Below are 12351 nucleotides of genomic sequence, written 5' to 3' on the forward strand. Positions count from 1 at the left end.
TTTCACTTCACTATGTATTCCGAAGCAAAATGCCAAACCCTCAAATAGAAATGAAAATCATTTTTGATAGCACATCGTCAAGCCGCCCGCGCCACGTCCGGTTTAACTACGGTAGCCCTTGATCACCTCATCCCCAATCCGGTTCAGGCAGCTCAGGCTGGCGGTGCACAGATACCAGGTTTCGGCGTCGGCAAAGATCACCTTGCCCTTGCGCCAGGCCTTGGTCTGCCGCAGCAGCGGGTTGTCCAGGGTTTTCAGATTCAAGGCCGGACGCCGCTCCATTACCGCGGTGCGGTCTATCACGTACAGGATGTCCGGGTCCGCCTGCTGGATGAATTCATTGGAGATAGGCTGGCCGTGCAGGCCGTTGCTGGTCTCGTTGCTGGCCGGCTTCACCCCCAGGGTGTCGAAGATGTAACCGTAGCGCGAACGCACGCCGTAGGAGGTAAAGGCCCCGTTGTTGTGCAGCACGATCAAGGCCTTTTCCGGACGGCCGGCGGTCACCTCGCGCACCTGCTTGATCTTGGCGTCGATCTCGCCGGCTTTCTCGCGCGCCAGCGCCTCCTTGCCCAAAATCCGGCCCAGGGTCAGCAAATGCTCCTTGGCCGTGTCCAGGGTATGGCCGGGGCGGTTGTTGAGGTCGATGTCGTAATGCAGCGTCGGCGCGATGCGGCTCAGCTCCGGGTAGCTTTGCGCCTGCAGCGGCGAGATCAGGATCAGGTCCGGCTTGAGCGCGTGCAGCCGCTCCAGATTGGGCTGGATGGTGGTGCCCACGTCCATCACCTTGGGGTCCTGCTCGTACTTCTTCAGGAAGCCTGCCACGTAATCTTTGGAGATGCCCGCCACCGGCGCGCCCAGCTGATCCAGCGCGTCCAGCTCGCTCATGTCGAAGGCCACCACCCGCTCCGGCCGCTTGTTGATCTGCGTGGTGCCCAGTTCGTGCTTGACGGTGACCGGGGCGTAGGCGGCCTGGGTCGTCGGAGCGGCGGCGGTTTCGGATGTCGCCTGACGGGCGTCGCAGCCCAGCAGGCCGCCGGCCACGGCCAGCGCCAGCAGGGCCGCGCGCGCGCGCGGCCTCTTATCGTTGCTCATACGGGTTCTCCAGTGGGGGTAGGGTTGAAGTAATTACAGACGAAGCCGCGCTCGCTGGGCAGGATGTCCACGGCCAGGCCGTAGAGGTCGCGCAGCCGCGCCTGAGTGACCACCTCCGCCACCGGGCCGCAGCCGTGCACGGCGCCCGCCTTCATGGCGACGATGTGGTCCGAGTAATTGGCCGCGAAGTTGATGTCGTGCACCACCAGGATCACGGTGCGGCCTTGTTCCTCGCTCAGCCGGCGTATGGCCTGCATGATGTGCACCGCGTGCTTCATGTCCAGGTTGTTGAGCGGCTCGTCCAGCAGCAGATAATCGGACTGCTGGGCGATGCACATCGCCAAAAAAGCCATCTGCCGCTGGCCGCCGCTAAGCTCGTCCAGATAACGGACGCGCAGCGGTTCCAGCTCCAGGAAGGCCAGCGCCTCGTCCACCGCGCGGCGGTCGTCCCGGCTCAGCAGGCCCTGGCTGTAGGGAAAGCGGCCGAAGCCCACCAGCTCCTCCACCGTCAGGCGCAGGCCGATATTGGGGTGCTGACGCAGCGTGGCCACGCGCTTGGCGTAGCCGCGCAGCGGGATCCGCTCTATCTCCTCCCCGTCCATCAGGATGCGTCCGGCGCTGGGCTTCAACAGCCGGGCGATGGACATCAGCAGCGTGCTCTTGCCGGCCCCGTTGGGGCCGATCAGCGAGGTGACTTGCTTGGAGGGAAAACTGAGATTGACGTCGCGCAGCACCTGTTTGTCGCCATAGGCCTTGTAGACGCGCTCAAGCGTGATCATGCATGTCCTCTGCTACGCACCATCAGCGCCAGGAAATAGGCGCCGCACACCAGGTTGACCAGGATGCTGACGGTGGTTTTGTAATTGAACAGCTGCTCCACCAGCAGTTGGGCAGCGATGAAGATGGCGATGGCGATGGCGCAGGCCATGGGCAGCGTGACCCGGTGCCGGAAAGTCCGCGCCAGCGCGTAAGTGATGTTGGCCACGAAGACGCCCATGAAGGCGGTGGGCCCCACCAGGCTGGTGGACACCGCCGCCAACACCGCAATCAGCGCCAGCTGCATGCGCACATTACCGGGGTAATCCACGCCCAGGGAGATCGCCTGCTCGCGCCCCAGCAGCAGCACGTCCAGCACCGCCAGCCGACGGCTCACCAGCCAGGCCGCGGCCGCGGTCAGCAGCGCGGCGAACAGCAACGCCCCTGGCTGAACCCGGTTGAAGGAGGCGTAGCTGAAGCCCTGCAGGATGGCGAACTCGCCCGGGCTGGTCTTGAGCTGGATGAACTGGGTAAAAGTGCCCAGCACCATGGTTAGCACCAGGCCGGTCAGCAGCAGCAGATAGAGATCATTGCGCTCCTTGCGGAACAGCGCGCGGTGGATGGCCCAGGAATAAGCCAGCATCACCGCGATGGACAACAGCGCGTTGCCGTGGCGGCCCAGCAGCGCCAGGCTGTGCGCGCCCAGCGCCATCACCAGCAGGGACTGCAGCAGCAGGTAGATCGCCTCGTAGCCCATGATGGCCGGGGTGAGGATGCGGTTGCCGGTCAGCGTCTGGAAGGTGAGCGCGGACACGGCGATGCAGACCCCGGCCACCACGATGGCGGCCAGGCGCAGCAGCCGGTTGGGTATCACGTAATCGAAATCCAGGCCGGAGCCCAGCAGCAGGAACGCCAGCGCCAGCGCCGCCGCCAGCGCCCAGACGCCGCGGCGGATCAGGGCATCCCTCATTTGTGCTTCCATAGAATCATCATCAGGAACAGGACGCCGCCCACGCTGCCCGCGGTCAGGCCGATGGGCACTTCAAACGGGTAGATCAGCAGGCGGCCGATGATGTCGCAAACCAACATCAACAAGGCGCCGCAAGCGGCGACGATGGGCAGCGTGCGCTGCAGGTTCTCGCCCCAACGCAGCGCCACCAGATTGGGAATGACCAAGCCGACAAAGGGAATCGCGCCCACGGTGATGACGGTGGCGGCCACCGTCACCGCCACCAGCACCAGGCCTAGCGCCGCGGTGGCCGCGTAGCTCAGGCCCAGGCTGGCGGCCATCTCCTCGCCCATGCCCAGCACGGTGAAGCGGTGGGCGTAGCAATAAGCCAGCGCGACGATGGGCAGAATCAGGTAGACGATCTCGTAATTGCCTTCGACGATCTTGGAAAAATCGCCCAGCAGCCAGCCCTGCATGCTTTGCAGGATGTTGTGGCGGTAGGCGTAGAACTCGGCCACGGCGCTGAGCACGCTGCCGTACATCAGCCCTATCACCGGCACCAGCACGGTGTTCTTGAACTGGATGCGGCGGATGATGGCGATGAAGACCAGGCTGGACGCAAAACAGAAAGCCAGCGCAAACAGCATCCGTCCCAGGTTGCCGGCCTCCGGGACCAGGCTCAGCCCCACCAGAATGCCCAACTTGGCCGCGTCCAGCCCGCCTGAGGTGGCCGGCTCCACAAAACGGTTGCGCACGATCTGCTGCAAAATCACCCCGCACACCGACAGCCCCACCCCCACCAGCAGCAGCGCCGCCAAGCGCGGCAACCGGCTGGCGGTGAGGGTCAGCCAGCTGTCGTCGGACAGGGCCAGCGGCCCGGTCCAGGCCATCTGCTTGGCCCCCACCATCAAAGACAGGCCGCTGCAGGTCAACAGCAGCAGCGGCAAGGCAAGTCGTTTCAAGACACGGCCTCTGCGACGGGCGCCGCGGTGATGCGCCAGCCCTTGGCGCTTCTGCGCTGCTCCAGGAAGTGAGCGTAGAGGCCGGAGCGCGCGCTCAGCTCGGCATGGCTGCCTTGCTCGCGGACCTTGCCGTCCTCCAACACCACGATCTGATCCGCCATCTCCACCGTGGACAGCTGGTGGGCGATGACGATCAGGGTGCGTTTGCCGCGCAGCCGCGCCAGCGCCTGGGCGATGGCGGCCTGGTTCTCGGTGTCCAGCGCCGCCGTGGCTTCGTCCACCAGCAGGATGGGCGCGTCCTTGATCAGCGCGCGCGCAATGGAGATGCGCTGGCGCTCGCCGCCGGACAAGCGCGCGCCGCCCTCGCCCACCGGGGTATCCAGGCCCTGCGGCAGCCGCTCGATGATTTCCTCCACCCCGGCCAGCCGGGCCGCCGCCAACACTTCGGCGTCGCTGGCGTCCGGCTTGCCGATGCGGATGTTGTCGCCAATGCTGCCCTGGAACAGATAGGCGTCCTGGAAGATCTGGCTGATCTGGCCGGCCAACCGTTCGCTGGACAGATCGCGGACATCCACGCCGCCCACTTTCACCTCGCCCTGGTCCACGTCGAAGAAACGGGCGATCAAGCGCAGCAAAGTGGTTTTGCCGGAGCCGGACGCGCCCACCAGCGCGGTCATGCTGCCCGGCGCTATGCGCAGGTTGAGCCCGTTCAGCACCGGCGCCTGTTCCGGCCCGTAGCGGAAGCTCACCCGGTTCAGCTCCACCGAGGCGTCCGCCGGCGCGCCGGAACGGGCCGGTTCCGCCATGGGCACCACCTCAAACAGCTTGGCCACCGCCTGCAACTGGCCGCGCGCGCCGCGCAGCACCTCGCTGTAGCCGGCCACATCCAGCAGCGGGTCGATGAAGCGGCTCATCAGCATCAGCGCCACCAGCGCCGGAATCACCGTGGCCGGGGTCAGGCCCAGGCCGGCGTGGTCGCCCAGCCACAAGGCGGCCACCAGCAACAGCGCGGCGAAGCTGGCCTGCACCGCCCACACATTGAGCACCGAGGACAGCGCCGACAACCGGATCAAATGCCGGCCGGATTGCTGCTGCTGGGCGATGGCCTGCTCCAGAAAACGCGTGCCGCCGCTTTCGCCGTTAAAGGCGCGCAGCACCGATTGGGCCTGCGCGAACTCCACCATGCGCTGGCTGCTCTGAGCCGTGCTTTGCTGGTAAGCCTGGTCCGCGCGCTGGCTCAGCCGCGCGGTCAGCCCAAACACCAGCAGCAGGCAAGGCAGGCTGGCCAGCCCCACCCAGCCCATCAACGGATTAACGGCGAACAGCGCGCCCAGCACCACCACCGGCGTCACCACGCCGACAAACAACGGAGTGAACACATGGGCCGGCAGTTGGGCCATTTCCATCATGCCCTGAGTGGCGATGTGGTTGAGCCGGGCGGTGTTGCCCGCGCTGAACCAACCCACCGGCAGGCTGCCCACATGCTCGGCCAGCCGGTGGCGCCCGCCTTGCAGCACGGCGATGCCGACGGCGATGCCGGCTTTTTCCACCTTGCGCCGCAGGCCCCAGCACAGCGCCACGCCCAGCGCCTGCGCCGCCAGCCACATGCCGGCCGCGCGCGCCTCGCCGGCCAGCAAATGGCTAAGCACCGGCGCCAGCAGCACGATGGTCACGCCGCACAGCAGGCTGTAAATCAAGGCCAGCCACGCGTAGCGGCGCAATTTGGCCGCATCGTCCCCCAGCAGCCGAATAAAAGTTTTCAACATTGCGGCACCCATCCTTCCTGTTCTACTTCCTCGGTCTTGCCGTAATGGCCCTGCGCCCACAACCGCGCGTAGCAGCCGCCCTGCGCCAGCAGCTCTTGATGGCGGCCGCGCTCAATCAGCCGGCCCTTGTCCACCACCAGGATCTGGTCCGCCTGCATCACCGTATCCAGCCGGTGGGCGATCACCACCAGGGTGCGGCCGCGAGCGAAGGCGGACAGCGCCTGCTGCAGCTTCACCTCGTTTTCCGCGTCGGCCGCCGCCGTCGCCTCGTCCAGCACCAGCACCGGCGGGTCCAACAGCACCGCGCGGGCAATGCTCAGCCGCTGGGCCTCGCCGCCGGAGAACTGCACGTCCTCGCCGATCACCGAGTCATAGCCACGCGGCAGGCTGAGAATGCGTTCGTGGATATTGGCGGTGCGCGCGGCCTCTTCGATCTCCGCCTGGCTGGCCGAGGGCCGGCCCAGCGCGATGTTGTCGCGCACGCTGGCGTGGATCAGGCGCACGTCCTGCAGGACGAAGCCGATGCGCCGGTACAGCTCCGCGCTGTCCAACTGCCGCAAATCCACGCCGCCCAGGGTGATGCGCCCGGCGCTGGGATCGAAGAAGCGCAGCAGCAGCCGCGCCAGCGTGGACTTGCCGGCGCCGGAGGGGCCGACGATGGCCGTCACCGTGCCGGGAGCTAGCGTGAAATCGATGCCGGACAACACCGGCTCTTGCTCGGAATAACCGTAACTCAGCCCTTCCACGCGGATTTCGGCGTCGGCCGGCCGCGCCCCGCCGGCGGCGGTTTCCAGCACCGGGGTCTGCAGCAGCGCGTGTACGCGCTGGGCCGCGCCGGTGGCATGGTTAAGGTCATGGGTGATGTAGCTCAGCATCAACAGCGGCGAGCTCAGCCCCGGCGCCACCAGGGCGAAGGGCAAGACGTCCACCGGGGCGATCCAGCCCAGGCCCACCATCAGCGCGCCAAAAGCCAGCACCACGCCCAGCACCGACACCGGCGCGATGATGGCGTTGGCGTTGGCCATTGCGCTGACCAGCGGCCGGGTGAAATCCGTGAAAGCGCTGGCGAAAGCGTCTATCGCCGCGCGGTAGCTGCCGTGCGCCTTGTGCTGCGCGCCAAAGGCCTTGACCACCGGAATGCCGTTGACGAACTCCACCACCGCGTTGTTGATGCGCGCCATGCCCGCGCCAAAGCTCTCCATATTGGCCGCGCTGGCCTTGTGCGCCCGCGCGAAAAACAGGAAGAACAGCGGGAAGGGCAGCAGCGAGGCGATGGCCATGCGCCAATCCATCGCAAACATGTAGACGATGGACGCCAGCACCGCGCCCACGCTGCGCCCCAGCGTAGTGTAGAAATGGGCGGTCAGGCTGTGCAGGATGCCGATATCGTCGTGCATCGCCTGCTTGACCTCGCCCGAGGCGCGGCTGGTGAACCAGCCCAGCGGCACCTTGGCCAGCCGGCGGGTAATGGCCAGGCGCAGCAGGCCGGTGATGCGGTTGTCCGCCAGATGGGCCACCACATCGCCGGCCAAGATCAGCGTCATGCCGGCAAACAGGCAGAGCAGGCTCAGGCCCACCACCCGCCACAAGTCATCGCCGCCCAGCGCGGCCGCGCCCTGGCCCAGCGCCAGCTGCGCGATATGGGCGACGCCGGCCAGCGGCGCCAGGCTCAGCATGGCGCCCAGCCCCGCCAGCAGGCCGGCGGCGATCAGCCGGCCGCGTATCGGCGCCAACACGCGGGCGATAGGCCCGGCGGCGGCGGCCTCTCCCAAAACCTCTTCCTCAACACTCATGACAACTCCTCTACAACACGGATTAATGGTTGTTGCTTGCACGCGCCCGGCCCCATGCCGGCCTCCACGCTGCGCCGGCAGGCTTGCAGGCCCAGCGCAACGTACTTCTCCACCGAAGACACCGACACCTGAAGCTCCGCGGCGATATCGCCGTAGCTCATGCCGTTGAGCCGGGACAGCAGCAGCGCCTGGCGCACCTTGAACGACTTGCCCATCAGCGCCAGGTCCACCCCCTTGATCTCCTCCTTCACCAGCGCGCGCGCCTCTTCAGACTGCGCGCGCGGCTCCGGCTGCTGGGCCTGGCTTTCCAGATAGCTGGCCTCCAAGCGGCGGCGGCGCAGCAAATCAATCACCTTGCCTTTGGCGATCTGCGCCAAATGGCAACGGGATTCATCCGCCGGCGGAATCCGCCCTTTCTGAATGAGGTGCAGGTAAATGTCGTGAGCCAGATCCGTCGCATCGTTTGGATTGCCCAACTTGCGCTGCAGCAAACCGCACAGCCAGCCGTGGTGATCCAGGTACAAGCTCTGCAATTGCGACTGAAAAGTGATCGGGCCATTGTCCACGCCCCTCTCCTTTTCACTTGAATTTGCAAATGATAATCATTTTTATTATTATCATCGACATTGTCAATACGTCATACCCAACGCAAACAAACAATGTCTTTTGCATTAATTATGCCGAAAATCCAGTTTACGGCCGCCAGGCATGACGTATAAGCGCCCTCTCAGCCCGATGGGCCCGTAAGAACCTGTTCAAAGTCTCGCGAGCAAGAGCGAGACAAGGCGAAAACGGCTGAGAAAGCGGAATGTACAAGCGGTACATGAGCATTTCGAAGTTGTTTTCAACGCCGTATCGCCGAAGCGCAGCAGACTTTGAACAGGTTCTAAGAAAAACGGCCGGAATCCCGCGCCTCCCATGCCGTAAACATCTCATCGCAAGAACCAGCCGCACCCATTCCCAGGGCCGTCATCTCCCGACGACGCCCTAGAGAACAGGCGACCACCAAGCAACTCCAGTCGCCGCCCGCAACGATTATTGGCCGTTGAATTCCAGAAGGAGACTACCCTTGTCGCACCCCCACCCCGACATCCCGTCGCAGCGCCTGTCCCTGAGCCTTCACGAAGAACAATGCTGGCTATTGCAGCAGCAGCACCCGGAACGCCTGAGCCGCCACATCGACGCCTGGCGGCTGGACCCGCAGACGGACCTCGCCCTGCTCACCCTGGCGCTGCAACAGCTGATCCAGGCCCGGCCGGAGCTGAACGCCCGTTACGAGTTCAGCGACGATGGCGATCTGTGCAAATCCCATGTGGACGGCTGGCACCCTTGCATCGCCTTCCCCCGTATGAAGGAAGCCGAACTGGCCAACCGCCTGCAGGCGCTGCGCGCGGCGCCTTGGGACGCGGCAACGCAGCCGCCGTTCCAGGCCCTGATCATCCATACCGAGCACAGCGCCGTGCTGGCCTTGAGCCTGCACCCCATCCTGGACCCCGCCCAGCCGTTCAACGCCTTGGCGGACGCGCTGACCCAGGGTTATCAGCAACTGGAGCCCACGCGCCGGCCGCTGACCCTGACGCCGCTAGAGGCCGGCGGAGCCGCTGACCGCCCGCCGGCGGCCGGCCAGCCCGCAGCCGATGGCGTGGACGCGGTCGCCGCCGTCATCCTGGGCGAACTGCGCGCCGTGCTGGCGGAACCCGGCATGAAGCCGGACGACAACTTCTTCGATTTCGGCGGCCATTCCCTGCTGGCCACCCGCATCATCGGCACCCTGCAAAGCAAGCACGGCATTCAGATCCGCTTCAACGACTTCTTTGAAGCCCCAACCGCCGCCGCGCTGGCCGCCCGCGCCACCGTCAGCGAACAACGCCGCCAGGCCGCGCCGTCCGGCGAAGTCCGCCAAGCCCCGCTGGCGCTGGCGCAGGCCTCGCTGTGGCGCGCCTACGCCGCCTACGACTTCGGCACCATCTTCAACCTGCCTTTCGCGCTGGATTTCCTGGACCCGGTGGATGAAAACCTGTTCCGCCTAGCCTTCACGGACTTGCTGGAACGCCATGCCAGCCTGCGCACCACCTTCCATGAAGAAGACGACGCCGCGCTCCAGCGCATCGTGCCGCTGACGGAAATCGGCGGGTACAAGTGGTTCTGGAGCAGCGCGGAGAGCGAAGGGCAGACGCTGGCAGACGAAGCCACCCACCGCTTCGACCTGAGCCGCGAACTGCCGCTGCGGATACGCTTCCTGCGCCACCCGGCCACCGGCCGCCAGACCTTGTCCTTCCTGGTGCACCACATGGCAATCGACGAATGGTCGCTGAATGTGATGATGGACGAGCTGGCGCTGGCCTATCGCACCCGCGCCGCCGGACAGGCGCCGCGATGGACCGCCCCGGCGCCCTCCTTCCACGCCTTCGCTCTGGAACAACAGAGCCAGGGCGTCAACCCGCGCCACATGGACTACTGGACCTCGATGTTGCGCGGCGCCACGCCGGGCCTGCGCCTGCCGGACCCGGCCGCGTCGGCCGCCGCGCCCAACCAGCCCGCCGGCTTCAAAGCCAAATGGCTGGAGTTCAAGCCCGAGCCGGGCGCGCTGGAAGCCATCACCGCCTTCGCCAAGCGTCACGATTCCTCGCTGTTCAGCGTGGTCTACACCGCCATCGCGCTGGCCCTGCATAAGCTGGGCGATCTGCCGGAAATCGTGATCGGCACCTCGTCCTCCGGCCGCACCGACGCGGCGTATTTCGACACCGTCGGCTACTTCACCACCATGGTGGCGCACCGGGTGCGCTTCGACCGTCGGCAGTCGCTGGGCAGCCTGCTCAAGGACGTGACCCTGACCATCAACGACTCCATGGCCTACGCCGACATTCCGCTGGAACTGGTGCAAAACGCGCTGGGCATGACGCCGGCGGACGGCCTGCTGTTCGACGTCTACATCCAGGTTCACGCCAACAACGCGCTCAACGGCGCGCTGCCGGCCCCGGACGGCGGCGAGATCCGCTACCGCCAGATCGACCCGGACAAGAGCGAATCCATGTTCGGCCTGCAGTTCGAGATCATGGAAGACGCGCACGACGGCTCGCTGCGCCTGGTCATCACCTACCGCGCGGAGCGCTACTCCGCCGCCCAGCTAGAGGCCATCTGCGCCACGCTGCACCGCTTGTTCGCGCTCTTGAGCGCGGGCGACGCCAGCGAGCGTAAGCTGGAAGAACTGCTGGACTAAGCCGCCGCTCACGGTCCGCCGCGCGCCGGCGCTACGGCGCGCAAAGCCCGACGCCCCCGCCCTCAAACGAGAGCGGGGGCGTCAATGTCATAGCCGGCCGAAAACAGCCTTAGAGTCTGTTTACGATCTTTTGTAAGTGCGTTGAGATGTTACGTAAATACGTAGGAAACCTCGTATTCGACGTACCCTGGGTCCCTTCAAGCCTGCCGCCGGGTGGCAGGCCCGAGGTTTTAAGCGGCTGCCCTGTTTGAGCGATTTGACGTTAGCAAATCGCGAGTTCAGCCGCGCCTCGGGCCTGACGGGAACCGGCGGGGAGCCGTAGGCCAGGCTTGCAGGGTGGCCTTTAGGGGTGGAGGGGATATTTGGCCAAGCAAATATCTCCTCCCTGCTCGCCGGGCAGCCCCGGCAATCAAAACCATCATCCGCGCAGCGGATTCAAAACCAGCTAGCCAGAAACAAGCTACCCCCGCGGCAGCCCATAATGCTGGAACGCCGAACGCTGCGGCAGGCGATAACGCGGCTGGCCCAGCAACTGATTGATGATGGCCGCGTTGCGGATCGGGCCTATGCCCAGGTCCGGCGAACCCACCCCGTGCTGGAAAATCTCCGCGTTCTGCACAAAGACCCGGCCCGGCCCCTGATCGCGGCGGCGGGCGGTGAAATCCTCCTCCACGATGCAATCGCCCTGCGCGTCTACCTCCAGCACCGTCTCCTTCAGCCGCTCAAACCACTGCGGCCAAGCGTGCGCGTAGCCGGTGGCGGCCACGATGGCGTCGGTCTCCAGCTGGCAGCGCTGGCCCAGTTGCCGATGATGGCAAGTCATGCGCAACGCGCCGTCCGCGCCCAGTTCCTCCAGCGCTTCCACATCGCAATTGGAATACAGCTTCAGGCCCGGATCACGGCCGCCTATCGAGCGCTCGTAGAGCAAGTCGAAGATATCGCCGATGGTGGAGAAGCTGATGCCCTTGTACAGCAGGCCCTGGCCGGCCACCACCTCGCGGCGCTTCTCCCGCGGGATGCTGTGGAAGTACTGCATATAAGCCGGGGTGAAGCACTCCTGCCCCAGCTTGGAAAACTCCATCGGGTGGAAGCCCGGCGCGCGCGTGATCCACTGAATGGAGGCCCCGGCCGCCACCTGCTCCGGGCTCAGCTCGCGGAACAACGCCAGCACGCACTCCGCCGCGCTCTGGCCGGAACCGATCACGGTGACGCGCCGGCATTGCGACAGCGCCTGTTGATTGGGGATGAACTGGGCGGAATGGATGACCCGCGGGTGGCGGCTGGCGCGCGCCCACGCCGGCAGCCACGGCGAAGTGCCCACGCCCACCACCAAATCGCGGCCGGCATAGCGGCGCATCCCGCCGGACGCCGATTCGCTGTCCACCACAAAGCGCCCCGCGCCGGCGTCGTAAGTCACGTCCCGCACCTCCTCGCCAAAACGGCAGGCCGGCAACTGTTGCGCGGCCCAGCGGCAGTAATCGTCGTATTCGATGCGCGGCACCAGGGTGTTGTCGTAGTAGTAGAACTGGTAAAGCCTGTCGTGCTGGTGCAGATAGTTCAGATAGCTGAGTGGATGCGTGGGGTCCGCCAGCGTGACCAAGTCGGCCAGGAACGGCACTTGCAGCGTGGTGCCCGGCAACAACAAACCCTCATGCCAGCGGAACGCCGGTTTGCGCTCCAGAAACACTCCTTTGATGTCCGAGTGGCGCGACAACAAGGCCGCCAAGCCCAGATTGAACGGCCCGATGCCAACGCCGGCAACATCTATGTTCGCCATTTCCATATACGAAAAACTCCCAAGGTTCTATCGGTT

At 65.6% G+C, this 12351-nt stretch carries 9 protein-coding genes; 1 reads left to right on the forward strand and 8 read right to left on the reverse strand.

Annotation, left to right across the window (positions count from 1 at the left end; genetic code table 11):
- Window positions 1–102: 102 nt before the first annotated feature.
- From MOV80_RS18470 to MOV80_RS18500, 7 genes are read right to left on the reverse strand one after another with little or no spacing between them, the layout of a single operon-like run.
- Window positions 103–1092: a siderophore ABC transporter substrate-binding protein gene (locus MOV80_RS18470; protein ID WP_249605362.1), complete on the reverse strand. Its 990-nt coding sequence runs from the start codon at window positions 1090–1092 to the stop codon at window positions 103–105.
- Window positions 1089–1871: an ATP-binding cassette domain-containing protein gene (locus MOV80_RS18475; RefSeq protein ID WP_019102307.1), complete on the reverse strand. Its 783-nt coding sequence runs from the start codon at window positions 1869–1871 to the stop codon at window positions 1089–1091. Before MOV80_RS18475 ends, MOV80_RS18470 begins: the two co-directional genes overlap by 4 nt.
- Window positions 1868–2818, reverse strand: coding sequence for an iron chelate uptake ABC transporter family permease subunit (locus MOV80_RS18480; protein WP_019102306.1), 951 nt, complete (start codon window positions 2816–2818; stop codon window positions 1868–1870). The genes MOV80_RS18475 and MOV80_RS18480 overlap by 4 nt, the downstream gene beginning before the upstream one ends.
- Window positions 2815–3759, reverse strand: coding sequence for an iron chelate uptake ABC transporter family permease subunit (locus MOV80_RS18485; RefSeq protein ID WP_039755394.1), 945 nt, complete (start codon window positions 3757–3759; stop codon window positions 2815–2817). Before MOV80_RS18485 ends, MOV80_RS18480 begins: the two co-directional genes overlap by 4 nt.
- Complete coding sequence (locus MOV80_RS18490) at window positions 3756–5525, reverse strand: ABC transporter ATP-binding protein (protein WP_200123067.1); 1770 nt, start codon at window positions 5523–5525, stop codon at window positions 3756–3758. The genes MOV80_RS18485 and MOV80_RS18490 overlap by 4 nt, the downstream gene beginning before the upstream one ends.
- Window positions 5519–7318 carry an ABC transporter ATP-binding protein gene (locus MOV80_RS18495; protein ID WP_114153328.1) on the reverse strand — a complete coding sequence of 600 codons (1800 nt, stop codon included), beginning with the start codon at window positions 7316–7318 and terminating at the stop codon, window positions 5519–5521. The genes MOV80_RS18490 and MOV80_RS18495 overlap by 7 nt, the downstream gene beginning before the upstream one ends.
- Entirely contained in the window at window positions 7315–7884 is a 570-nt protein-coding gene (locus tag MOV80_RS18500) for a sigma-70 family RNA polymerase sigma factor (protein WP_019102302.1), read from the reverse strand. The genes MOV80_RS18495 and MOV80_RS18500 overlap by 4 nt, the downstream gene beginning before the upstream one ends.
- 503 nt (window positions 7885–8387) lie before the next feature.
- Here MOV80_RS18500 and MOV80_RS18505 point away from each other — a divergent pair.
- Window positions 8388–10538 (forward strand): condensation domain-containing protein, encoded by a 2151-nt coding sequence (locus MOV80_RS18505; protein ID WP_249605363.1) that lies wholly within the window; start codon window positions 8388–8390, stop codon window positions 10536–10538.
- Window positions 10539–10998: 460 nt separating this feature from the next.
- Here MOV80_RS18505 and basC read toward each other — a convergent pair whose 3' ends face one another.
- Window positions 10999–12315 (reverse strand): putative histamine N-monooxygenase, encoded by a 1317-nt coding sequence (basC, locus tag MOV80_RS18510; protein ID WP_249605364.1) that lies wholly within the window; start codon window positions 12313–12315, stop codon window positions 10999–11001.
- Window positions 12316–12351: the final 36 nt, after the last annotated feature.

The sequence above is a fragment of the Chromobacterium sp. IRSSSOUMB001 genome (assembly GCF_023507765.1).
Classification (GTDB): Bacteria; Pseudomonadota; Gammaproteobacteria; order Burkholderiales; family Chromobacteriaceae; genus Chromobacterium; species Chromobacterium haemolyticum.